The organism is Miniphocaeibacter sp., from assembly GCF_049276255.1.
Classification (GTDB): Bacteria; Bacillota; Clostridia; order Tissierellales; family Peptoniphilaceae; genus Miniphocaeibacter.
This window is the reverse complement of record NZ_JBASWB010000058.1, coordinates 1-21,802: the sequence shown is the minus strand read 5'-3', so window position 1 is coordinate 21,802 and position 21,802 is coordinate 1. Positions and strand designations below refer to the sequence as shown.

32 protein-coding genes and 1 pseudogene are annotated in these 21,802 nt (G+C 28.6%); 3 read left to right on the top strand and 30 right to left on the bottom strand.

The annotated features are described in order from the left end of the window. The 30 genes and pseudogenes from WAO56_RS07545 to WAO56_RS07400 form a co-directional block, all read right to left on the bottom strand. Nucleotides 1-334, bottom strand: a 334-nt coding sequence (locus WAO56_RS07545; protein ID WP_422144184.1) for a hypothetical protein, incomplete at its 3' end; no start/stop codon positions are given. Nucleotides 335-348: 14 nt separating this feature from the next. Further along, nucleotides 349-1,011, bottom strand: a complete 663-nt coding sequence (locus WAO56_RS07540; RefSeq protein ID WP_422144183.1) for an ABC transporter ATP-binding protein — start codon at nucleotides 1,009-1,011, stop codon at nucleotides 349-351. 122 nt (nucleotides 1,012-1,133) lie between these two features. Then, complete coding sequence (locus WAO56_RS07535; protein WP_422144182.1) at nucleotides 1,134-2,021, bottom strand: sensor histidine kinase; 888 nt, start codon at nucleotides 2,019-2,021, stop codon at nucleotides 1,134-1,136. Beyond that, nucleotides 2,018-2,698, bottom strand: coding sequence for a response regulator transcription factor (locus WAO56_RS07530; protein WP_422144181.1), 681 nt, complete (start codon nucleotides 2,696-2,698; stop codon nucleotides 2,018-2,020). The genes WAO56_RS07535 and WAO56_RS07530 overlap by 4 nt, the downstream gene beginning before the upstream one ends. 15 nt (nucleotides 2,699-2,713) lie before the next feature. Then, nucleotides 2,714-3,376 carry a histidine phosphatase family protein gene (locus WAO56_RS07525; protein ID WP_422144180.1) on the bottom strand — a complete coding sequence of 221 codons (663 nt, stop codon included), beginning with the start codon at nucleotides 3,374-3,376 and terminating at the stop codon, nucleotides 2,714-2,716. 31 nt (nucleotides 3,377-3,407) lie between these two features. Next, on the bottom strand, nucleotides 3,408-4,130 hold the full coding sequence (locus tag WAO56_RS07520; protein ID WP_422144179.1) for a Cache 3/Cache 2 fusion domain-containing protein: 723 nt from the start codon (nucleotides 4,128-4,130) through the stop codon (nucleotides 3,408-3,410). A gap of 56 nt (nucleotides 4,131-4,186) precedes the next feature. Then, entirely contained in the window at nucleotides 4,187-4,567 is a 381-nt protein-coding gene (locus tag WAO56_RS07515; RefSeq protein WP_422144178.1) for a hypothetical protein, read from the bottom strand. 9 nt (nucleotides 4,568-4,576) lie between these two features. After that, entirely contained in the window at nucleotides 4,577-4,936 is a 360-nt protein-coding gene (locus tag WAO56_RS07510; protein WP_422144177.1) for a hypothetical protein, read from the bottom strand. Beyond that, nucleotides 4,926-5,138 (bottom strand): hypothetical protein, encoded by a 213-nt coding sequence (locus WAO56_RS07505; RefSeq protein ID WP_422144176.1) that lies wholly within the window; start codon nucleotides 5,136-5,138, stop codon nucleotides 4,926-4,928. Before WAO56_RS07505 ends, WAO56_RS07510 begins: the two co-directional genes overlap by 11 nt. A 492-nt stretch (nucleotides 5,139-5,630) precedes the next feature. Beyond that, entirely contained in the window at nucleotides 5,631-6,353 is a 723-nt protein-coding gene (locus tag WAO56_RS07500) for a DUF5131 family protein (RefSeq protein ID WP_422144175.1), read from the bottom strand. 30 nt (nucleotides 6,354-6,383) lie between these two features. After that, complete coding sequence (locus WAO56_RS07495; protein ID WP_422144174.1) at nucleotides 6,384-6,569, bottom strand: hypothetical protein; 186 nt, start codon at nucleotides 6,567-6,569, stop codon at nucleotides 6,384-6,386. Between the two features lie 108 nt (nucleotides 6,570-6,677). Further along, the gene (locus WAO56_RS07490) at nucleotides 6,678-7,283 is read right to left on the bottom strand and encodes a hypothetical protein (protein WP_422144173.1); all 606 of its coding nucleotides are present in this window, start codon (nucleotides 7,281-7,283) and stop codon (nucleotides 6,678-6,680) included. A gap of 112 nt (nucleotides 7,284-7,395) precedes the next feature. Next, nucleotides 7,396-8,091 (bottom strand): alpha/beta hydrolase, encoded by a 696-nt coding sequence (locus WAO56_RS07485; RefSeq protein WP_422144172.1) that lies wholly within the window; start codon nucleotides 8,089-8,091, stop codon nucleotides 7,396-7,398. Nucleotides 8,092-8,107: 16 nt separating this feature from the next. Then, complete coding sequence (locus tag WAO56_RS07480; RefSeq protein WP_422144171.1) at nucleotides 8,108-8,716, bottom strand: MBL fold metallo-hydrolase; 609 nt, start codon at nucleotides 8,714-8,716, stop codon at nucleotides 8,108-8,110. Continuing rightward, the gene (locus WAO56_RS07475) at nucleotides 8,709-9,113 is read right to left on the bottom strand and encodes a hypothetical protein (protein WP_422144170.1); all 405 of its coding nucleotides are present in this window, start codon (nucleotides 9,111-9,113) and stop codon (nucleotides 8,709-8,711) included. The genes WAO56_RS07480 and WAO56_RS07475 overlap by 8 nt, the downstream gene beginning before the upstream one ends. 189 nt (nucleotides 9,114-9,302) lie before the next feature. Continuing rightward, nucleotides 9,303-9,476, bottom strand: coding sequence for a hypothetical protein (locus tag WAO56_RS07470; RefSeq protein ID WP_422144169.1), 174 nt, complete (start codon nucleotides 9,474-9,476; stop codon nucleotides 9,303-9,305). A gap of 128 nt (nucleotides 9,477-9,604) precedes the next feature. After that, complete coding sequence (locus tag WAO56_RS07465) at nucleotides 9,605-10,339, bottom strand: hypothetical protein (RefSeq protein WP_422144168.1); 735 nt, start codon at nucleotides 10,337-10,339, stop codon at nucleotides 9,605-9,607. After that, on the bottom strand, nucleotides 10,329-10,868 hold the full coding sequence (locus WAO56_RS07460; RefSeq protein ID WP_422144167.1) for a PadR family transcriptional regulator: 540 nt from the start codon (nucleotides 10,866-10,868) through the stop codon (nucleotides 10,329-10,331). The genes WAO56_RS07465 and WAO56_RS07460 overlap by 11 nt, the downstream gene beginning before the upstream one ends. 123 nt (nucleotides 10,869-10,991) lie before the next feature. Further along, entirely contained in the window at nucleotides 10,992-11,759 is a 768-nt protein-coding gene (locus tag WAO56_RS07455) for an ABC transporter permease subunit (protein WP_422146311.1), read from the bottom strand. Next, a complete protein-coding gene (locus tag WAO56_RS07450) occupies nucleotides 11,740-12,015 on the bottom strand; it encodes an AAA family ATPase (RefSeq protein ID WP_422144186.1) in 276 nt (91 codons plus the stop codon). Before WAO56_RS07450 ends, WAO56_RS07455 begins: the two co-directional genes overlap by 20 nt. A gap of 351 nt (nucleotides 12,016-12,366) precedes the next feature. After that, nucleotides 12,367-12,924, bottom strand: coding sequence for a signal peptidase I (lepB, locus tag WAO56_RS07445; protein ID WP_422144165.1), 558 nt, complete (start codon nucleotides 12,922-12,924; stop codon nucleotides 12,367-12,369). Nucleotides 12,925-13,169: 245 nt separating this feature from the next. Further along, complete coding sequence (gene lepB, locus WAO56_RS07440; RefSeq protein WP_422144185.1) at nucleotides 13,170-13,370, bottom strand: signal peptidase I; 201 nt, start codon at nucleotides 13,368-13,370, stop codon at nucleotides 13,170-13,172. 205 nt (nucleotides 13,371-13,575) lie between these two features. Then, nucleotides 13,576-14,607 (bottom strand): HAMP domain-containing sensor histidine kinase, encoded by a 1,032-nt coding sequence (locus WAO56_RS07435; protein ID WP_422144164.1) that lies wholly within the window; start codon nucleotides 14,605-14,607, stop codon nucleotides 13,576-13,578. 32 nt (nucleotides 14,608-14,639) lie between these two features. After that, nucleotides 14,640-15,344, bottom strand: coding sequence for a response regulator transcription factor (locus tag WAO56_RS07430; protein WP_422144163.1), 705 nt, complete (start codon nucleotides 15,342-15,344; stop codon nucleotides 14,640-14,642). Between the two features lie 31 nt (nucleotides 15,345-15,375). Continuing rightward, a complete protein-coding gene (locus WAO56_RS07425) occupies nucleotides 15,376-16,164 on the bottom strand; it encodes an ABC transporter permease subunit (protein ID WP_422144162.1) in 789 nt (262 codons plus the stop codon). Nucleotides 16,165-16,176: 12 nt separating this feature from the next. Next, nucleotides 16,177-16,950 carry an ABC transporter permease gene (locus WAO56_RS07420; protein WP_422144161.1) on the bottom strand — a complete coding sequence of 258 codons (774 nt, stop codon included), beginning with the start codon at nucleotides 16,948-16,950 and terminating at the stop codon, nucleotides 16,177-16,179. A 4-nt stretch (nucleotides 16,951-16,954) separates the two neighbouring features. Beyond that, nucleotides 16,955-17,668 (bottom strand): ABC transporter ATP-binding protein, encoded by a 714-nt coding sequence (locus WAO56_RS07415; RefSeq protein ID WP_422146310.1) that lies wholly within the window; start codon nucleotides 17,666-17,668, stop codon nucleotides 16,955-16,957. Nucleotides 17,669-18,144: 476 nt separating this feature from the next. After that, nucleotides 18,145-18,372: pseudogene (locus WAO56_RS07410) on the bottom strand (winged helix-turn-helix domain-containing protein). Then, nucleotides 18,373-18,816, bottom strand: coding sequence for a response regulator transcription factor (locus WAO56_RS07405; RefSeq protein WP_422144159.1), 444 nt, complete (start codon nucleotides 18,814-18,816; stop codon nucleotides 18,373-18,375). 20 nt (nucleotides 18,817-18,836) lie between these two features. Further along, nucleotides 18,837-19,409, bottom strand: a complete 573-nt coding sequence (locus WAO56_RS07400) for a helix-turn-helix transcriptional regulator (protein ID WP_422144158.1) — start codon at nucleotides 19,407-19,409, stop codon at nucleotides 18,837-18,839. Between the two features lie 121 nt (nucleotides 19,410-19,530). Between WAO56_RS07400 and WAO56_RS07395 the strand changes: the two genes are divergently transcribed. The 3 genes from WAO56_RS07395 to WAO56_RS07385 all read left to right on the top strand — a co-directional run bounded on the left by WAO56_RS07395 (nucleotide 19,531) and on the right by WAO56_RS07385 (nucleotide 21,687). Next, nucleotides 19,531-19,839, top strand: a complete 309-nt coding sequence (locus tag WAO56_RS07395) for a hypothetical protein (protein WP_422144157.1) — start codon at nucleotides 19,531-19,533, stop codon at nucleotides 19,837-19,839. A 256-nt stretch (nucleotides 19,840-20,095) separates the two neighbouring features. Continuing rightward, nucleotides 20,096-20,431, top strand: coding sequence for a plasmid mobilization protein (locus tag WAO56_RS07390; protein WP_422146309.1), 336 nt, complete (start codon nucleotides 20,096-20,098; stop codon nucleotides 20,429-20,431). Beyond that, entirely contained in the window at nucleotides 20,392-21,687 is a 1,296-nt protein-coding gene (locus WAO56_RS07385) for a relaxase/mobilization nuclease domain-containing protein (RefSeq protein WP_422144155.1), read from the top strand. The genes WAO56_RS07390 and WAO56_RS07385 overlap by 40 nt, the downstream gene beginning before the upstream one ends. Nucleotides 21,688-21,802: the final 115 nt, after the last annotated feature.

The window sequence follows — 21,802 nt, the reverse complement described above, 5'->3', positions numbered from 1 at the left end:
TATTAGCAGATATAATTACAGCTGACTGATTATTTTCCGTTTTTACTGTAGACAAGTATCTTTCCATTCCTAAGTTCTCAATAGTCTTATTTTCTTGCAGCTTTTTTGTTTGTTTCATTGATAAGTTTTTTATTTCATAATCCATATTTGTATATATGAACTGGTTTTGTATTGATTCGAGTCTATGATTTGTATATAACATTGTTGTTAAACTTACTATTAAAGTTATAATTAAAGACATTCCTAATAGTAACGATAATGAGTTCTTTTTATATGATTTTATAAATCTATTGGTTAATAATGAAATACATTCTTTGTTATTTATTTTTACCATTTTTTACCTCTTTTTTAAATAATTATTCCATCTTCCAATCTCAATACTCTATCAGCAAGTTGAGCAATTTCTTCATTATGTGTAATAATCACTGTTGTTTGATTAAATTCCCTACTTGTTACTTTTAATAAACCCATTACACTTTGGCTTGTCCGAGAATCCAAATTTCCTGTTGGTTCATCAGCTAAAATAATTGCCGGTTTTGTTGATATAGCTCTAGCTATTGCAACTCTTTGTTGTTGTCCACCGGATAAAGTATTTGGTAGGCTATTTAGCTTATTTTCTATACCTAAGGTTTTAATTATATTTTTAATATATTCTTCATCTAACTTTCTTCCATCTAACTTTATAGGTAATATAATATTCTCCCAAACAGTTAACATTGGTATTAAATTAAATTTTTGAAATACAAATCCAATATTTCTTCGTCTAAAAACCGTTAATTCTTCATCGTTTAGTTTACTTAAATCCTTCTCATCTACTATAATTGTCCCTTCAGTTGGATTATCTAACCCACCAAGAATATTTAATAAAGTCGACTTGCCAGAACCACTTGTTCCTACAATAGCTAAAAACTCTCCTTTGTTTATTGTTAAATTCACTCCATTTAAAGCACAAACAGAAGTTTCACCTTTTCCATATATCTTTTTCAATTCTTTTGCCTTTACAATTTCCATATTAATTTACCTCATTTTATTAAAATAATTTAAAACAAAAAATCTATATTGAATATTTCAATATAGACTTTATCATATAAATGTTTCAAACTAATATCCTAAATATAACAATATTGATATATTTAAATAGGCAGAAATACTGAAAACATTGTTCCTTCACCTTTTCTCGACTCTACTTTTAAATAACCTTTTTCCATGTTAATAATTTTTCTAGTTAAATATAAACCCAATCCTACTCCTTCAGTACCATTTACATCATTTGATCTATAAAATCTTTTAAAGATTTTATTTAATTCATTTTCTTTTATTCCTATTCCAGTATCTTTTATATTTATTCTTGCAAAAAATTGATATTCTTCAATTGAAATAATGATTTTACCACCATAATCCGTATACTTTATAGCATTTTCAATAATATTTCCAACAGCTTCTTCTGTCCATTTAATATCAAATGTAGCAAATACAGATTTGGTTTCCAGTTTAAAATTTATCCCTTTTTCTAATATTTTAGTTTTAAATTGTCCTTCTAATTTTTCTAATAAAAACTTAATATTTTCCTTTTTAGGATTAATAGTTACAATACCTGTTTCTAAGCGAGATAAACTAATTAATGATTCTATTAAAAAATGTAATTTTTCTACTTGATTTTTTATTGCATATATTTCTTCTGACTTATGATTTTCTTGTAATAATTCAGAATATAAAATAATATTTGATATTGGTGTAATACTTTGATGAGAAATATCTGAAATTAAAGTTTCATAACTTTTCTTTTGTTTAAGTATATTATTAAATTTTATCCTATTACCTATTAAATAATGTTTCATTGAATTTTCTAATACTGATAACTTACTTTCATCAAATTTAACAAAAGAATAATTATCTTTTTCAGCCAATTCTATCATATTTTGTAAACTATCTATTAATTGACTTTCTCTTTTTTTAAAGTATAAATAAATTAACAATATGGTTATTAAACTTACTAAAACTAAAATTAAATACATTTTCATTTTTTCTCCGACCAAGTATACCCTATTCCATACACTGTTTTAATATTTAAAGAATGTTCAGGGCTTATTTTTATTTTATCCCTAAGCCTTTTTACTATAACAGTCAAAGCATGACCTTCTACATATTCTAAATCCTCATCCCAAATTTCATCTATTAACTTTTCTCTTAAAACTACTTTGTTTTTATTATCTATAAGAATTTTTAATAATTTCTGTTCATTTTTACTCAATTCAATTACATTATTTCCTACATTAAAAATCATTTTTTCAAAATTAAAATAATAGTCTTCAGACTTATAAATCAAACTAAAATTATTTTTATTCTGTCTTAAACAAACATCAACTCTTGCTCTTAACACCATAAGGCTAAATGGCTTTGTAATATAATCATTAGCACCAAGTTCAAGTCCAGTGACTATATCCATTTCCATATTATTTGCCGTAATCAATATAATAGGGATATCTGATTTTAATCTTATTTCTTTTAAAAATTCAATTCCATCTCCATCTGGTAAATTAATATCTAATAAAATTAATTCAATATCTTTTGAATTTAATTCTCTTCTTGCAGATTCAACAGTGTAGGATTGAATAAAATTATAATTTTCATTTTTTAATGCCAACCTTATACCATTATTTAACTTTAAATCATCTTCAACAATTAAAATTGTAACCATTATTTCCTCACTTAATTAAAAAGAATATGAGTCAAACTCATCAACTTCTTCTGTAATAAAATTTATAATACCATTATTAATTAAATAAAATCCATTTTGTGGAACATTTAATTTAATGGCTTCTTTAAAATCCAAATCTAATAAATAACCTCGTAGAACAATACTAACTAATCCATGGGTCATTAAAATTATATTGTTACTGGAAATATTGGAAATACTCCTTAACCATTTACAACAACGCTTTTCAATATCCCTATAACTTTCACCTCTAGGGGAATTGAAGTACCAAGCAAAATTTGTAAAGTCAATATTATTTTCTTTAGAAATCTCTTTCTTTGTTTTTCCTGCCCATAGGCCTAAATTACCTTCCTGTAAATTACTGTCATAAATAATATTTGTTACTTTTCCATTTAATTCATTTAAAATGAGTTTTGAACTTTCTTTTGTTCTACCTAAGGGGCTGGAATACATTTGTATATCTTCCTTTTTTACATCGGAAATATATTTTCCTAGTAATCTTCCATTTTTCCTAACCTGTTCTTTTCCCTTATCTGTTAAGGGAGAATCTAATATTCCCTGGCAACGACCTTCCTTGTTCCATTTAGTTTCTCCATGTCTTAAAAGGTATATTTTCTTATTTCTTATACTGTTAATTATTTCATTTCTTTCTTTTAGCATTATATTTTCCTATATATATTTCAATAAGCTTTTACTCTAATTTAGTAGACTTGTCATTTTCACTACTTGTTTTTTCCTTTTCTTCTTTTGTTCCAAAAACCGATGCACCAACTAAAACTATTAATGAACCTAATGCAATAGCTCTAAAAACAATTATTAAAATATTAATATTACTCATTTTTGTATCATGTGAGTTAATTATCTTGTCTAGGTTTTCTGTTGGCATACCAACAAATAATAAACCTATTACATTGTTGTTAATATCTTTTATAGGCTCATAGGCAGTATAGTAATTTTCCCCTAGTATTTCTGCCTCACCTGTATATACTTCACCTTTCATTACAGTTTCATAGGCATTATGATCTGTACCTAAATAGGTATCTGTTGCTCTTTCATTACCATCAGCCATAATATTAGTTGAAATTCTCTTAAAGTCATCATTTACCTTAACAAAAATAGTGGATTTATCACCTAAATCCTCTAACACGCTATCTACTACACCAAACTCCCCTTCTATACTATTACCATTAGCATCTAATAGAGTTTCATCCCCTTGAGTTAAGGTTCCATAGGAGTTTTTAATATATTTCATTGTTAAATCTATATTATTTTCCACATGCATTTCTAATAGTTGATTTTTAATATTATCAATTTCCTTCGTATTATTAGAATAACCTAATAAACCTAAAATTAAACTAGCTAATAAGGCAACCATTCCACAATATGCTATTAGCTTTACTCTACTTAATTTCATAAATCGCTCCCCTTAATTTAAATATTTAATATTTGTAGCAAAGGTTTACCCTAAGATTATTTGTCTAAACCTACAAATACCTTTTTAAAACCTAGCCAAGCAAAACAGGATATAGCAGCTATAGTTCCAAGTCTTCCTCCAATACCTACATAAGCACTACTTGCAGCTATAAATAGTATTCCCGTTAATAATGATATTACAGCCATTTCTAATGGATTTAATGCATTTTCTACAGATATCATTCCAGCGTAAGAAGAACAAGCTGCTGCTGTTGCCAAAACATCGCCAATAACTGGAAAAAAATAGGGAAGCATAAGTCCCGACACTAAAGTTATAATAGCTGAAGCAATAACCGGACCTCTATTTAAAATATTTGAAACAGTATATGTTGCAATACCTGCAATAATCGATACTATTAAAATAATAACCTCTTCCATAATGTTCTCCTAACTAAAAAAATTAATTATTGTTTTTGTAATTATTGTCGATAAAGCAGCTGTAGTTCCTCCCTTACCTCCAATTCCAGCATATATTTCTGCTGTAACTAAAAAGATTATTCCAACTATAACACTACCTAAAAAAGCCGCTCCTAACGATGGTATTACAGATAGTGAACTCATTCCTACAAATGATGAAGTATATGTTATTCCGGCTAAATCATTTGGGAGAAATGTAGCTGCCATAACTCCTACTAAACCATTAGCTATTACTGCCCCATAACCCATTTTATGATTTATAAACCATGTTAACGTTACCCCAACAAATGAACAAATAAAAACATATATACTTTTTTTCTTAATTTTCATTTTTATCATCCTTTTCAATTAACTGTCTAAAGTGATCAGCTAAACTAATAGCAAAAAAACAACCAAAAATTATTAAAATTTCCGTTTTATAAATGTTTCTTTCATTAATGGCTGTTGAAACTATCAAACCACCACCTGTTGCTATAAAAGCAAATAAACCTAATAGCCGTCTCCATTTTTTATTAAATAATTTATTGCTCATAATTCTGTTACCAAATATTAGTAATAAAGAATAAAAATCAAATAATTCCTAGATTTTGGTAACTACCTCCTTTGTATTTATTCTGGAATAAATTGTTAAAATATTATCGTAATAATAATAGTCTATTCTTTTATATTAAAGGATTTAAAAATTTTAATCAATATCTAACTATTTTAATTAAACAAAATTACAAAATACTCTACTTAATAAAAAAAGACAAACCTTAAATTGATTTATCTTTCTTATGGGCTGTAATAATAGTCTAGCTACTTGCATTTACAGTAATTATAAAATTGTCTATAGTTATATACCAGTCTTTTCCCTTTTTGTAATTAAAGAATTAGGATATATTATTTGTTTCTTATACCAATCTACAATACTACTATTTTCTAATAAAAGATTGTTTTTTTAAATCCGTTCCTTACCTAATTCAGTCATATGTAATTTGTCTATATTAAAAATTAATTCATTATCTTTTTCCATATACTTTTCCTATTTTTCATTTTTTATATAATAATTTATATTTGCCTTTCTTGCCTGTGAACCTAGAATTTTAGTCTGTAATCTATATTTCTTTCCATCTTTTATAAAATTTGTACCACATTGCCTAAACTCAAAATTTGTATTTTTTCTAATACATTGCTCCCTAATATTAAGTAGCCAGCTATAATTTAAAGGTCTTGCCCTATAGTCGGATTCTCCACCAACAACTACTAATTCTATATCGTCTAGGTATTTTTCAATATCGATTTCTTCAAGTAAAGGTTGAGCTGTAATGCATTTATGTTTTATTGGTAGATTTTTAAAAATAGAAAGTCTATAATCTGCCGTAGCTTGATTTTCAATAGTACAACAAACAGTGACATTCCCATAACCATCTTCCCAATCATCGGGAATACAGTTTAAAAACCTGTCTATTCTTTTTGTTAAAAATAAAAAACTTAAATCAGAACGCTCCTTAATAATTTTCCAACACTCTTGCCTCCACTTATCTGCTTCTTCAATTAAAAAATCTGTTGAAAAACATAAATATACCCTTCCGGACTTAAGTTTATAATTACCATTTTTAAGTTTCTCTATTGGTTTATAAAAATCTTTAGTTCTAACAATTTCATTTGTATTAATATTTCTTTTAAAATCCCCCTTATGAATATAACAAAATTTACAACCTTCACTATATTTCTTACAACCCCTCCAAGGATTCCATATTGCCATATCTAACACCATCTAAATAAAATATTTAAATTACTTGTTTTTATTTTTAAAATATACTATAAACATTATTATCATAATTAGGATATAAGCAAAATAAAATATATAGGTTAAAGTAAGGCTAAAAGGCAAAGAATATTCAGGATAACTTAAACCAATAATTATATATATTATCATTAAAATTAACATAATTATTCCACTATACAGAAATTTTTTCATTTAAATCTCCTATCTTCAAATAAAATAAAGCCATAGATTCTAAATATGTACTAAATAGTAAAATACACAGGATATTATCATACATAATTAAAATAGTTTTATTTTCTATTAAAACAATTTCTCATACTTATTATATATATAATTATCTTTTATTAATTGTAAGGCTAAAATAGGTCCTTGCTCAAAATCTTCATCAAGATGTAGATTTTCAAAACGCTTAACTTCACCCATTAGAAATTCAATCATTGAAATATCGCCACGATGACCTAAGACTAAACATAATTGAGACTTTAAATACTCACTACGTATATTATTATATTGTTGAAGAATCCAATCACAACAATCCTCTTGACAATGAATAAAAAAATAAATAACATTTTCAATAAATTCATCCTGCATACTAGTCATTGCTCGTTTTTTTATTAATGGCATCATTTCTTCTTCATGTTCTAGAATTCTATAGTATAATTCCATTCTACTAATTAAAGTAAGATTCTTTCGCATATATTTAAGTAATTTTTCACTGTCGTGTTCTTTTAAAATTTCATCTCTTAGTTGTAGTTCCTCTTCTTTCGGTTTATAACCTTCATCTAATGTTTTATTAACCAAATCGTCAATATCATAAACAGCTGTCATATTATACGTTATTTTAGCAGCTGAAATATCCTTTATTGGATGTTTTTTAAAATATTTATTATTTAATTTTTTTATCATAATGTCTCCTTATAAGAAGTCTTTTTAATAGTATTATTTAAAAGGCTGTTTGTTATTTAATAAATTATATATATATTAGTTCCAGTGGTTTTGTCAAAATATTCTTTTAAATCTATAAATTTACCTCTAACCAATCTCTTAAAAACTCGATTTCCTTTGGTTTATGAATATAATGTTCTGCTCCATGAAGTACGGTTAATTGACTACTAAATTTTTCTACAAACTTTTTCATTACCTCAATATCTGTCATACTATCTTTTTCAGGATATAGTATTTTTGTTGCAACATTCCAAATATCAATTGGATTATCACGTGTGTAGTTATAATATTCCCATGAAAGAGTTTCTCCAAATGAAGTTTCAATTTTTTTCTTGTTTTTTAATTCATTCTCTGTAACGGATGCCCATTTCATCATATTTTTAATCAACTGCTCCATATTTAGTATAGGAGCTATAAATAAACCTTTTTCTATGCTCTCATATTGAAAAGCAAGTAAACTAAACCAGCATCCAATACTATTACCAATTATATAAACCCTATTCCAATTTTCTTTTAAATAATTCATAATCATTTGTAATTCTGGGACTACATTCCATGGTTCTAAGGCAATTTTTTCTTCTTTTCTATCTCCATGTTCCGGCAAGTCAATGCTAAAAATCTGTAAGCCTTTATCGATAAATATATCTGCAAATTGTTCTACTTCTTCTTTGTTTCCATTTTTCCCATGTATATATAAATATACGTCATTAGATGGTTTTCCCCATAGTACTGCAGGAATTCCACTAATCTTTATATTTTCCCTTTTCATACACATCTCTTTCCTATTATTTAGTATTATTTAATGATTTGATTTCTCCAATAAAATCTTCTTTTGCATGAGCATAATATGCTAATTTTACATTATAGCTAAGTATTTTATTCCAACTTTTTATTACCATATCATCATAAGCAACTGCTGTTTGAATCGGATATAAATCTCCAACAATAACAGCCTCTTTATCAATAACTACAGATATGCTTTTATCACTATGCCCTGGCGTATAAATAATTTCTCCATCTATACCAACCGTCTTTAATATTTCTCGACTTTCTTTACAAGTAATGATTTTTGCTAAATCTTCATTAATCGGTTTGAAATTATCATTTTTGTTTTTAGATAAATATTCATCTGAAAAATGAATATAATCAATTTGTTTATCAATTACTAATAATTCTATTCCTAAATCTACTAAATCTTGTGCAATTCCCATATGATCAGGGTGATAATGTGTAATCAATAAATATTTAATATCAGAAACTTGCAATCCCATTTCTTTAATACCTTTAAAAAAATTCTGTAATGTTCCTGCCCAATCTGTGTCTATTAAAATCGAGCCTTTCTTACCTTTTATTATATATGTTCTTGTATTCCTATATTTTAATTCATTAATCATGTTTATTACCCGTTTGTGTTTTCTGTATTTTATATTCTATTTTTAATCCAATTATCCATAAAATAACAAAGGCATAATTTTCTAATGCTCCGATTAAACTTATAACCTTGGAACTATCATTTATGTATCCTATTAAATGATTCGTTCCAAATCCCAATCCTCCAACAATCAGTGACAAAACAACTATTGTCAAAAAATATAAATCATATTTCCTATTTACCCCGATTAGTATAGGAAGAATTGCCAAATTCCAAAATCCGATTTCTCTTTGCCAACCTACTGATACTCCATATTCAGAATTAGCTCCCATAGCTTCCGGAAAAAATATTTGCATTATAGCAGCACCCAAAAGAGCTATCATTAGAATAATAAACATTACCCTTAATAATTTATTCATTATTTACCTCCCATCTATGACTTATTCCTTATATCTCAATATACCATATAACTCACCTTATAATTATTAAATCTACATCTCATAGACTTCTAACTCCTCATCTTTTTTCATTCTCAACTTTGTACTTAACGTCCCCTCTACATCATAAACATTTTTATCATCATAATTATATAATTTTTATCTAACCCCTTACAACCGATACCAATGGACAATATCTACCAGTATTATAATTGTATTCAAATATGTCTTATTATTCTCTCTTAAGATAGTTTTATACCAAGTGTGTGGAACTATATCACCAATAAAATTTAGCTTCCCTATTTCATCTACAGTATCATTTCCTGAACCATATAAATAACTCATATTATCACCTCCTAATATTTAAACAATAAAAAAAGACTATTTTCTAGTCTTTTCCTCTTATTATAATTCATTATATTTAAGTTTTATTAATTAAAAATTAATTTAGTTTACAAAAATTACACTAAATATCAACAAATTATTTTTATATTTTCAATTACCATTGATGTATTTAAGCTTGACTCTGTTTTTACTATTACACTATAGTTATTTGATTTATTAAATATTAATTTCTGTTTAGAATTCAATAATATATTAATTGTATTATTATCACTTTCTGTCAGATCAAAAATACTTTGTAACAGTTTAAAATCAGTGTCACTAAATTCTCCGCTAATAATAATTTCATTAATTCCAGATATCCCATTATCCCTTGAATTAGGTATTGCGTATTGATTCATAAAATCTCTTGTCTTTTCATCTTTAAGCTGTTGAAAACCTATTTGAAATGGAACTTTTTCAAAAAAAGGAAGATAAGCATTTTTCCATGGCATTTTTCTAGTAAATAAATTAAAAAACCATTTGAACTCTAACCAGTTAGGTTGGCTAATTTCTATTCCTTTCTTTGTTAGATTCTCATATAATAACTCAATACTTTCTATATCTAACATCAAACATATCATACCTCTATGTCCTTGATTAAATCTATCAGTCCATTCAGATACCCAACCTCCACCTCTAGGCTTTAATATATTTATCATTTCAAAATATTCATTACCAATCCAAATATTTGATGCTTTAAATCCATTAGTGCACTTACCTTTCTTAGGTTCATAAAATAATCCGGTTTTTCTTATATTTTCAATTATAGAATTATTTTTTTGATATTTTTCATCTACATTCACAACAATATGATCAATTTTCATTATTATCACCTAAATTCTTTATTAATTTATCAACGAGAAGTATCTGCCCATCAATGGTGTTTAACATATTATCAATCACTAAAGATTGCACTTTATCTAAAGTTGTATGATTCTTTTTTATACCTATACTTTCTATTAATGATATCTTTGACTTTATGAGTTTTTCTCTCCTTACATTTAGCATATTTCTTTTTTGATCAGCATTAAATGTTTTTGCCCCTGACATTCCAATAAAGAAATTATATGAAAACTGAATATCTTCTAATTCAATCGCTTCTTGAGTTTCTTTTTTTCTAATTTGCATACCATATTCGGTAATTTTATAAATTGTCTTTTTTCTTTTTCCAATATATTGAACAGTATCTATTTCTATTTCACCTGTTTTATATAGAGAATTTACTGCATTTTGTATTGACCCTACTAGAATATTAGCCCAACGCATAGCATCATATTTCTCTATATTTGATTTTATATCATATACAGACATAGGTTGAATTTCCAATAGGTTTAAAATTAATAATTTAATCAATAAGTTCTACCTCTCAATAGTCAAATTTAACTATATTATAGTCAAATTTGATTATAATGTCAATTGTTATCTTGTTAATTGTTTCTTCTATTGTTAAATCATAACCACCCGTAAATAAGGTGACTAAGGTGACCCCAACCATGGCACTACTATTTTCCAAGACGGAAATTGTTCCATTATATCTAAGGGGTTCATAATCTTCAAGGGGGATAATTTATTTAAAAAATCATATTTCCCCACAAGCTCTCCTATAATCCCTACAATATATGTTCCAAAGACAAAGGCCATTATAAAACTGGTTATAGACTTTAAAATTTTTAATAGGCTGGATAATAATATTCCAAATGCTATAAATATAAAATTAGTAAAGAGGCTTCCCAGAAAAAATCGAAACAAACTTTCATTTATCTCTCTAATGGTATACTGATGGGATTTGAACGTCTTTAAAGACATCATTGCCACTGCAGTTATCAGAACAAGTAAAATTAAAAGCAAAGCCATAGATGCCAGTAGCTTTTCCACAAAGATCTTTTTTCTTGAAAGTGACTGTCCGTACAGGTATTCAATCTTTCCACTGGATTCTTCCTCTACTAATGCATTTGCTACTAATAAACTTGCAAATATAACAATTGCCATATTTATATACAGGTATATATATCCATAACATACAGATGGATTAGTGAAATCAGGTATTTTTTCAATGCCTAAAGCAACCAGTAGGCCGTCCGGTATTCCCTCCAATTTTGCATCTACAAGGGATTGCATGCTTTCTGTTTCCATGGACGGAAGAATTGCCAGTATGGCAAATATTAAAATCGATAAAACCATTATCCAAACTACCAGAGACTTGTATTTATTCTTAAGCTCCAAATTAAATACCACTGTTTTCACACCTTCCATAGTACCCTAAAAATTCTTCTTCAAGGGATAATTTATCTATGGTTAAATCCCTTAATTCCATTTTGTTTAAATTTTTTACCAGTTCTTCAATTTCCTTTAAATTGTGACCTGAGGTGAATACCGTTCCACCTTCTTCTACCGTTTCTCCCAGTAACCTAAATAAATTTTTTTGAACCAAGGGATCTAAACCATTGGTTGGTTCATCTAATATTATCAGCTCCGGCTTAGAAACCAGACTAGATGCGATGGCAACTTTTTTCTATTTCCTAGGGATAACTCCATAAACTTTTTCCTTTTTCAATATTTAATTCTTCAAATAAATAGTTCATATAACTTTATCTGATCGTTTATGTATTTTCATCGTCCATTTAACTTTTTATTTATATAAGTTTAATATATTTATAAAGAATTTTCATGATCTTGTGTTTTATCTAGTTTTCAGTCTTTATTATATGTTTTAAGAACAATCTTTTATATTTTCGGATCTAAATAACCATCAATAATGCTTTATCATATATTGTGTTAGATTATACATTAACACGATTAATTTCTTCAATTATCCAATAAATTCTTGTCTATTCATCTCTTACCTCACTAATTATATTTTTCCCATTTTATCCAATGGAAAAAGTTTCACGCTGGCTCTACCACAAATTAAATCCCTATCCACAGGTCCGTATGCTCTGGAGTCATATGACTTGCCCGGATTTCTGTTATCTCCTACTATGAAGTATTCATCCGCTGCAAGTTCCCAATGATTTCCCACAGAGGCCATTGTCCAACTGTCTTCCGCTTCATACTCCTCTTGGAGCAATTCACCGTTTATATAAAATTTTCCCTCATTTAAATCTATGTCATCTCCTGGCAGTCCAATTACTCTCTTTACGACCAACCTGTCAAAGACTCCCCAAGTTTTTCCACCACTAGGATCTTTCACCACCACAATATCCTCACGATCAGGATTTCCAAAAACCAATGATAAGTTATTCGTGATTATGAAATCTCCACTGTGAAGTGTGTCTTCCATGGATGCACCTTTTACTATGTGGGTGCTGAATACGTATTTTCTAATTAATATTGCAATGACAAGTGCAAGTACTATAAACATAATATTCTTTATGAAATTTCCACTCTTCTCTTTTTTATCTTCTTTCAATTGTTCTCAATCCTTCCAAATCTATCGTCAAATGGAAAATACCTCTAAGCGGTAATCTCCTTGATTGCACTCTCTTTAATTGGCCCAAAGCTATTTGAGTCATTTGACCCTCCCGGTGTCCTGTTGTCACCTGCCACCTGCCACAAATAATTCCTCCTCTTTTAGATTGCCACGGTGTTTAAAGTAAATATGTCATCAGGCAAGTACTCTTCTTTCAGTTTTTCACCATTTATATAGAATTTACCTTAATATAAGTCCACCACATCTCCCGGCTCTCCTATGACCCTATTCATGTGGTCGTCACCTTCAGCCACGGAAGAAGCAAATACCACAATGTCACCTCTTGCAGATTCTCTGAAGAAAAGGATTACTTTATTGGAGATGAGTTTGTCTCCGTTGTGTAGATTCGACATCATGGAAGTACTCTCAACTGTCGTAGGATTAATATCTCTACTATGTAATGTATTCCATATGATTCATCCTCTTAGTAAATAAATACCTCTTCTAATATTTATTAAAAAATCTAGCAATTTTAAATGCAAGTATTAGTTATGCACTTTACTGACCTCGTTCTATTGAATTTATTGTTTGACTAGACACATCAATTTAATTAGCGAGTTTTTCTTGCATTAGATTATTAATTTTCTTAAATTAGGCAATTCCTTTATCTTTCTGCAAATCTAATGGTATAGTAAATTTAAAAATTGTTCCATTAACATTTGGCAGGGATTCAACCCAAATTTGTCCACCTTGACCTTCTATTATCTTTCTGCAAATAGGAAGACCTAATCCTGCTCCACCTAACTGGCTTGCACGAAATTTTTCTATCCTATAAAAATTATCGAAGATATGAGCTTGATCTTCTACTAGGATACCTCTTCCATCATCTTTAAGACAAATTTCCAAAAATTTCTCCTGAACTTCTGATGTTATTTGAATTTCATTATTGGCGTAGCGTTTTGCATTGGATATTAGATTGTCAAAAACATGAATTAAGCCTTCATAATCTGTTCGAACTTTTACATTAGGGAATGGACGATCAACCATAAATTCAATATTTTCTTCCATGAATTCAAGAGAATAGGTAGAAAGAATATCATCTAATAATTCGCCTGAATCATAAACCATCAAATTATCTTTATTTTGTTTTAAATCCACCTGAGAATAAAGAAATAATTGGTCTATTAGACTATTTAATCTATTAGTTTTATCCTTTATAACCGACAAGTAGCGTTTAAAACGCTCTTCATCATGAACCACACCATCTTCTAAGCCTTCCACATATCCTTTAATAGATGAAATTGGAGTCCTTAAGTCGTGGGAAATACTGGCGATCATTTCTTTTCTAGATTTTTCTAATTCATCCCGTCTATCAACAGCCTCTTTCAATTGAACCTGCATGGCATTAAAGGTTTTACACAATGCACCTATTTCATCATCTTGGTCATAATCGACAAAAGAATTGTAATTTCCCTGCATAACTTGGTTTGCTGCCATATTTAAATCTTGAACAGGTTTCAATACATATTTTTTGACAATATAAAATAAATAGACTGATGAAGCATAGATCGGTAGGGATAAAAGAATTCCTGGTAATATTACTTTTAATAAATCAAACCTATCTTTTATAGAAGTGCCTACTAAAAGAATAATTATAAGAGGGATAATAAAAAGCAATTTCAAAGGAAATGTCAGCCTTTTTTCAATACCTTTTCTCATAGCTCCTCTCCTTCAAATTTATATCCTACACCCCAGATGGTTTGTATATAATCTTTCTCTTCTCCAACTACTTTAGTTAACTTTTCACGAATTTTCTTTACATGAATGGTAACTGTATTTAAGTCCCCATATTCATTAAAGCCCCATACACCATCATATATTTGCTGGCGAGTTAAAACCTTTTGGTTATGACGAGCCAAGAAAAGAAGAAGTTCAAATTCCTTTGTTGTAAAATCAATCTGTTGCCCCTTTGAAGAAACTATATATGCAGATGGATCTATAGATAAGTCCCTAAATTCTATTTCATTCTTAAATTCTGATGAAATAGAGAATTGATACGAGCGTCTAAGTTGGGATTTAACTCTTGCAACAACTTCTTTAGGACTAAATGGTTTTACCACATAATCATCTGCACCAAATCCAAGACCCAATATCTTATCTACTTCCCTACCTTTAGCACTTAACATAATAATGGGAAGTGTTGATTTTTTACGTATTTCTAGACAAACTCCTATACCGTCCATTCCTGGAAGCATAATATCTAAAATCATAATATCTGGCTTAAAAATCTTAAAAAGCTTTAATGCTTCTTCCCCGTCTCCACAGGTTTTCACCCTATAATTTTCTTCCTCAAGATAATCCTTAAGTAGTTCTCTTATTTCTATTTCATCATCTACTACAAGCACTTTTACTTGTGACATGATATCCCTCCTAAACATATTTTTACCAGCCTTATATCACATCCTTTTTTGAAAAATAAATCATAGATAGTGAATAAAAGACAAGAACATATAAAATAGATATGACAATTTTGGGCATAATGACTCTTAGCCCTAAGTCTGTCATAATCATTGATGGCAAGATATTCATAAAACTTCCAACAAAATATTCTTTTAAAATCTTGATATCGGTCGCCAAATTTGTTAATAAAACAAGGGCAACTCCTATACCTATAGTAACTGTTGTCTTCTCAAAAGCAAAGGCAAAAAAGAAAATAATCATGGAAAAGCCAAATACAGAAAGAAAAAATCCTAAGCCTGCTAAAAGAGTAGTGCTAACACCATGGAAACCTTGTAATCTTTGCCCTTTAACAATCAAAGGATTTCCCTGAACTAAGATATGGTCTCCCCAAGGAAAAACCAAGTTTCCTATAATATAAGATATTAAAACTGTAAATCCAATAAGAATAGCAATAATAAATACCATACCTACAAGCTTAGCTGTAACCAGCTGATAACGATGAATAGGATGAGCGAGAGCAGTCTTAAAAGTTCCTTGACGATATTCCTCACAAACCATATCCGCTAATAATACAGTAATAATAATCGCAATAAAGAAAGAACTTCCACTTAAAATTTGTAAGGGAAAAGACTGGCCGTTCATAGCAAGGACTTCTTGGTCTACATAAACTTTTATTTGAAAAATATTAATTAAAAGATTTGCTAAAAGAAAGCCTAATGATAAATACAGTTTCTTTTTATGAAGTACTTGCCAACATTCATTTTTTATAAGTCCTAACATATAAAATACCCCCTAATAAACTAAGTCTTTTTTCTTAAAACTCAAGAAACTTATACTTGTAAAGATCACAAAATAGAAAAGAGTCATAACTATTGCTATAATTCCATCTCTTCCTATATTTTCAAAAACAAAGAATCGATAAAGGTAAGAGAAATGATATGCTGGCGAATAAGGATTCCCTATACTAATTCCATTTAAATTCATTCCTAGTATCATCAAGCCAGAAGAACCAATAATTGTGCTAATTTGATCCCCTGTCATAAGAGCAAGACAAATAGCAAAAATTCCATAAGTCATAGCTGGAACCGTTAAAATTAAATATGAACCAATCGTTATGAATATACCTTTTATGGTTCCATAGCTAAGACCTTCATATTCAAATACATTTCCCCATCCAAGGTGATAAATACCCAGTGCATATGAAACTACTATAAAAAATACAGTAAGACTTAAAATCATAACCAGTAAAGACATAATCTTGGCTTTAATCAATTGATTTCTATCGACAGGATAGAGTAAAGAAAGCTTAAGAGTTCCTTGTTGATATTCCCTGGAAATAGTATCAGCTATAAAAATTGGGATAAAGAACATCATAAATTGAACATATATTTCTGCAAGAGCTAAAGGTGCTGATTGACCATTGGTAAAAGTCCAAATAGTATCTTCGTCCAAACCTGGTTTGTAGCTAAGTAAATTAACAACTATAAAAAATAAGTGGATTCCTGCAAAAATATAGAGTTTTTTTGTTCTAAACAATTTATAACATTCATTTTTAAATAATTTCATTTCCTCATACCTCCCTTGTTAGCCTAAAGTAAAAGTCTTCAAGAGATTCACCTGACCCATTTCCACACAGGTTTTCTATCCTATCTTCTATAACAAGCTTACCCCCATGGATAATGCCAATTCGATTACAAATGTTTTGCATGTGGTGAAGAAGATGACTGGAAATGAAGAATGTAATGTTCTTTTCCCTAGCCAAATATAAAATAAGCTCTTCAATTTCCATCATTCCTTGTGGATCTAAGCCATTTGTCGGTTCATCAAGAATTATAAGCTGAGGATTGCCCAGTAAGGCATTAGCTATGCCAAGTCTTTGCTTCATACCAAGCGAATAGGTAGATACCTTATCCTTGGCCCTATTTTCTAAGCCTACTATAGATAAAACTTCCATAATATGACCTTTTTCAAGTCCTGGAATGAGGTTGGCAATCAGCTTCAAATTATTGTAGCCAGATAAGTATCCATAGAATGATGGAGATTCTACCATTGCCCCTACTTGATTAATGGCATTCTTGAAATCATCTTTTAAATCATAACCGGAAAGAGTAACTGTTCCCTTATCAGGATATACAAGGCCGGTAAGCATACGAATAATAGTAGTTTTCCCTTGCCCGTTTCTTCCCAAAAATCCGTAAATATCGCCTTTATAAACTTTAATATCTATATCCTCTACAATTATTTTCCTGCGGAAGGACTTTGTAAGGCTCTTTGTTTCTAACAAAATATTTTTATCCATATAGAATTTCTCCTTTTCATAAATTGATTAATTTTTCAATCTAATATCATTCTACATGGCAAAAATAAAGTAATACTTTTCAAAAAATTAAAATTTGATAAACTTTCTTCATAACCTACTCTAAATTTCTTAGTATCTTCTATATCCAATGATTTATTTTATGAACTCATAAATTGCAAGAAATACCAAAATGGTTTTATGGATAAGGAGCAGAATAAATATCTTCTCAATACCTATCCTAGAAGTAAAATGGGATATATTCGAATTTATATTTCTATCTACAATTTTTGTTATACCATATCTTATTAAAATACAATATTCATAATCTTCTACCATGGTATCACTAGGATTTTTAGAATTAGAAACAACTTGCCAACGTTTAACCTTATCCTTGTATATCTCTACTTCTCACACCGCTGGTAATTTCAATAATGTTTATTGTCGTATCCAATTTTTAAATTTCATTCTTCCACCTCAAATTTATATCCTAATCTTATAATGATAACTATATGATTTTCCGCATCGTCTAACTTCTTTCTCAAAGTGTTTATATGGGTATCAACCGTTCTAGTGTGCCCTGCAAAGTCGTATACCCAAATCTGACTGAGTAATTACTCTCTTGTAAACACTCTATTGGGATTTTTCATAAACAAATGTAATAACTCAAATTCTTTATATGTAAGGTCTATCTATTCTCCATCTACATAAACTAAGAGTGAACTATTATCAATGCTAATATTTCCATTTATTATTATATCTTCTTTAAAACCAATTTCACTTCTCTTTAACAGCACTTTGACTTTTGCATTAAGTACCCTAGGACTGAATGGCTTTGTAACATAATCATCTGCACCTAATTCATATCCCATTAATTTATCTACTTCTTCAGTTTTTGCAGTTAAGATTATAATTGGAACTTCACTTACAGTTCTAATTAACTTACAAATAGTAAATCCATCAAGCTCTGGTAACATTAAATCCAGTATTATTAAATCCGGATTAGATTTTTTTAACATATTAATAATGTCTAATCCGTTATTAGTTATAAAACAATCATGTCCATCTTTTATTAAATAATCTTCAACTATTTTACATATTCTTTTATCGTCCTCAATAATTAATATATTAGCCATTAAAATCTATCCTTTCTAACTTAAATAACATTTAATATTGAATTCAGGGTGACTTCTTTAAATTCAATAATTGAAAAGAATCTATTTTCTATTTCAAGATATAGTCCATCTCCATTCACAACAAATCTCTCAGGTACTCCATCAATAATTTCACCAGATTTCAATTCAATTTCTATTTCCTGTTCTCGTAAAATTGCTGTCTTTATTTCTCGAATCATTTCATTTAGTTTTTCATCTTCCATTTGTATTTCAAACCAATCTTTAGTAGATTCTATTATTTTTTCCTCTACCTGATCTATGACATATTCAATTTGTTCTTCCGATACTTTGTCACTTTCTTTAATTTGTTTCATTAGCTGATGTTGCTCTTTTAAACTCAACTTCTTATTCTTTAGTTTAAAATTATCATCTACTTTATATCCACCGGCATTTCCTCTCTTCCCCATAATAGGAATCCCTGCTTCTTTTAAAAAGTCCATGTCCCGATTGATAGTCCGTTTGTCTACCTTATGTTGCTCTGCCAACTCCTGGCTCGATACCCAATCAGATTGCAAAAGAGTAAGTAGTATCTCCAACCTTCTATCTAATTTCATTTATTACACCACCTAGATATTCATTATATTAATTTCATTATACATTAGCGACAATATTTTTTCTATTATGATTTACAAGCGACATCTAATTGTCTATAATAAAAATATGGGAGGCATAGTTATGAAACTAGTAGGAAATTTGTTATTAATTCCAATGAAAATATTATTATTTCCATTGGTTATTTTTATAATATGTTTTTCTATCCTGACTTCAGCACTTGCTGTTGCAGGCAAGTTTGTATTAGGTTTTATAAATCTAATCATTTTATTAGGATTAGCAGGTTCAATATATTATGGCAACCCTAAAGTGATAGCTGCATTTATACTATTACTTAGTATTGGAATAATCTCACTTATAGTAGATCTTATTCCTATTACACTAAATAAACTATCTAACGGTTTAATCAGCACCCTAGGTTTTTGGTTTTAAATAAAATAAAATTGTTGTCATTTTTTTATGACAGCTATTTTTCTACAATAAATAATCTTTTAAAGAATAGTAGCAAGCACAGGAAGTGGCTATACACTTCCAAATTATTGCATATTTATTATAAACAAAATATGTAATTGCTTGTACCTAGTTTATAAATTTATATTGATAAACTTACAATTCATCGAAATTATAACTAGGTAAACTTTTGGGGAGTATCCCCAAACCCCAATTGTAAAAATTAAAAAAGGAGGAAATGCTTTTGATAAATAGAGAAAGAGATATTCAAATAAACTTTAGAGTTACTGAACAAGAAAGAGATTTAATTTATAAAAATATGCATGAGTCTGATGTTAAAAACTTGGGAGCTTATCTTAGAAAAATGGCAATAGATGGACGAATTTTTAAATTAGATAACTCTCCATTAAGAGAGATGAATACTAACATGAGTAGATTTTCCAGTAATTTAAATCAAATAGCAAAAAGAGTAAATTCAACGGATACCATTTACACGGAAGATATACAAGAGATCAAAGAAATGATGGTGAAAATATGGCAGTCACAAAAATACATCCTATCAAAACTACCTTAAAATATGCATTGGATTACATAATGGATGAGAATAAAACCGACGAGCAAATATTAATCTCAACTTATGGATGTGGACATGAAACTGCATATTTGGAGTTTCAGATGACTAAAGAAAGATGGAATAGTTCTGCAAAAAATTTAGCAAGACATCTCATCCAATCTTTTGATCCGGAAGATGATATTACTCCAGAAGTCGCTCATGAAATTGGTATTAAACTTGCAGATGAAATATTAAAAAACCACTACGAATATGTGCTTACTACCCATATAGATAAAGTCCATATTCATAATCATATATTGTTTAATAATGTAAGTTTTGAAGATGGAAAAGCTTATATCTCTAACAAAAAGACTTATAAGCAAATTAGAAATATAAGCGATGAGTTGTGCAGAGAATATGATCTCCATGTCATTGAAGAAGAGTCTAAGGAAAAAGGAAAGTCATATAAGGAATACATGGAGAAGAACAAAGGAACTTCTTGGAAAGCTCAACTTAAATATGCAATTGATTCTGCAATTAAAAAGTCTAAAGATTGGGATAATTTTTTGCAAATTATGCAAGAAATGGGATATGAAATTAAAGAGAGAAAACATATTTCTTTTCGTGCTAAAGATCAACAAAGATTCACCAGAGCTAAAACCATTGGAGACTATTATAAAGAAGTAAGTATTAGAAAAAGAATCATTAATCAAAATGAATTTAGAGAGAGAAGTACAAATATGCTTCACCCTGTAGATCGGATTATTGATATGAAAAATAATGAAAAAGTTAAAAGCTTTAAAGGATATGAATTCTGGGCTAAACAGCATAATTTAAAAAATATCTCAAAGACTTTGACTATTATGAACCAGTATGGAATTAAAAATGTAGAGAATTTATATTCCTCAATCAAAAATGAAAACAAAAAGTTAGCTTTGAACTCTCAAGAAATCAAAACTATAGAAAGTAAAATTAATGAGATATCTATACAGCTTAATAATATAGAAATCATAGAGAAATATGAGAAGCTTTATTTGAATTATCAAAATTCACAAGATAAAGCTCAATTTTATCAAGCTCATTCTTCTGAAATAATTCTTCATGAATCCGCTGTAACATCTATGGAGGATAACTTAAAAATAGATAAGCCTATTGATATTTCTACTCTTAAAAACGAATTAGATAATTTGAAATTAGTGAAGAAAAATAAGGTAGAGCAATTAAAAACACAAAAAAATAAAGTCTCAGAACTGAATCTATTAAAATCGGCTCTATAATTTATAGTGTTGATGGAAATAAATCCATTAGCACTATTTTTTATTGGAATATAAAAGAATAGACAAATTATTCACTTTTCCTATAAAATATATGCTACCACACAAAATATAAAGG

What these genes read in the sequence shown, in the direction of transcription:
- WAO56_RS07515 (WP_422144178.1), bottom strand. Translation starts at nt 4,567, where the DNA reads ATGGAAGAGGTTATTATTTTAATAGTATCGATTATTGCAGGTATTGCA.
- WAO56_RS07425 (WP_422144162.1), bottom strand. Translation starts at nt 16,164, where the DNA reads ATGTTAGGACTTATAAAAAATGAATGTTGGCAAGTACTTCATAAAAAG.
- WAO56_RS07485 (WP_422144172.1), bottom strand. Translation starts at nt 8,091, where the DNA reads ATGAAAAGGGAAAATATAAAGATTAGTGGAATTCCTGCAGTACTATGG.
- WAO56_RS07510 (WP_422144177.1), bottom strand. Translation starts at nt 4,936, where the DNA reads ATGAAAATTAAGAAAAAAAGTATATATGTTTTTATTTGTTCATTTGTT.
- WAO56_RS07470 (WP_422144169.1), bottom strand. Translation starts at nt 9,476, where the DNA reads ATGAGTTATTTATATGGTTCAGGAAATGATACTGTAGATGAAATAGGG.
- WAO56_RS07430 (WP_422144163.1), bottom strand. Translation starts at nt 15,344, where the DNA reads ATGTCACAAGTAAAAGTGCTTGTAGTAGATGATGAAATAGAAATAAGA.
- WAO56_RS07385 (WP_422144155.1), top strand. Translation starts at nt 20,392, where the DNA reads ATGGCAGTCACAAAAATACATCCTATCAAAACTACCTTAAAATATGCA.
- WAO56_RS07465 (WP_422144168.1), bottom strand. Translation starts at nt 10,339, where the DNA reads ATGAAAATTGATCATATTGTTGTGAATGTAGATGAAAAATATCAAAAA.
- WAO56_RS07400 (WP_422144158.1), bottom strand. Translation starts at nt 19,409, where the DNA reads ATGAAATTAGATAGAAGGTTGGAGATACTACTTACTCTTTTGCAATCT.
- WAO56_RS07520 (WP_422144179.1), bottom strand. Translation starts at nt 4,130, where the DNA reads ATGAAATTAAGTAGAGTAAAGCTAATAGCATATTGTGGAATGGTTGCC.
- WAO56_RS07540 (WP_422144183.1), bottom strand. Translation starts at nt 1,011, where the DNA reads ATGGAAATTGTAAAGGCAAAAGAATTGAAAAAGATATATGGAAAAGGT.
- WAO56_RS07505 (WP_422144176.1), bottom strand. Translation starts at nt 5,138, where the DNA reads ATGAGCAATAAATTATTTAATAAAAAATGGAGACGGCTATTAGGTTTA.
- WAO56_RS07495 (WP_422144174.1), bottom strand. Translation starts at nt 6,569, where the DNA reads ATGAAAAAATTTCTGTATAGTGGAATAATTATGTTAATTTTAATGATA.
- WAO56_RS07530 (WP_422144181.1), bottom strand. Translation starts at nt 2,698, where the DNA reads ATGGTTACAATTTTAATTGTTGAAGATGATTTAAAGTTAAATAATGGT.
- WAO56_RS07480 (WP_422144171.1), bottom strand. Translation starts at nt 8,716, where the DNA reads ATGATTAATGAATTAAAATATAGGAATACAAGAACATATATAATAAAA.
- WAO56_RS07390 (WP_422146309.1), top strand. Translation starts at nt 20,096, where the DNA reads ATGCTTTTGATAAATAGAGAAAGAGATATTCAAATAAACTTTAGAGTT.
- WAO56_RS07500 (WP_422144175.1), bottom strand. Translation starts at nt 6,353, where the DNA reads ATGGCAATATGGAATCCTTGGAGGGGTTGTAAGAAATATAGTGAAGGT.
- WAO56_RS07525 (WP_422144180.1), bottom strand. Translation starts at nt 3,376, where the DNA reads ATGCTAAAAGAAAGAAATGAAATAATTAACAGTATAAGAAATAAGAAA.
- WAO56_RS07420 (WP_422144161.1), bottom strand. Translation starts at nt 16,950, where the DNA reads ATGAAATTATTTAAAAATGAATGTTATAAATTGTTTAGAACAAAAAAA.
- WAO56_RS07535 (WP_422144182.1), bottom strand. Translation starts at nt 2,021, where the DNA reads ATGAAAATGTATTTAATTTTAGTTTTAGTAAGTTTAATAACCATATTG.
- WAO56_RS07405 (WP_422144159.1), bottom strand. Translation starts at nt 18,816, where the DNA reads ATGGCTAATATATTAATTATTGAGGACGATAAAAGAATATGTAAAATA.
- WAO56_RS07490 (WP_422144173.1), bottom strand. Translation starts at nt 7,283, where the DNA reads ATGATAAAAAAATTAAATAATAAATATTTTAAAAAACATCCAATAAAG.
- WAO56_RS07475 (WP_422144170.1), bottom strand. Translation starts at nt 9,113, where the DNA reads ATGAATAAATTATTAAGGGTAATGTTTATTATTCTAATGATAGCTCTT.
- WAO56_RS07395 (WP_422144157.1), top strand. Translation starts at nt 19,531, where the DNA reads ATGAAACTAGTAGGAAATTTGTTATTAATTCCAATGAAAATATTATTA.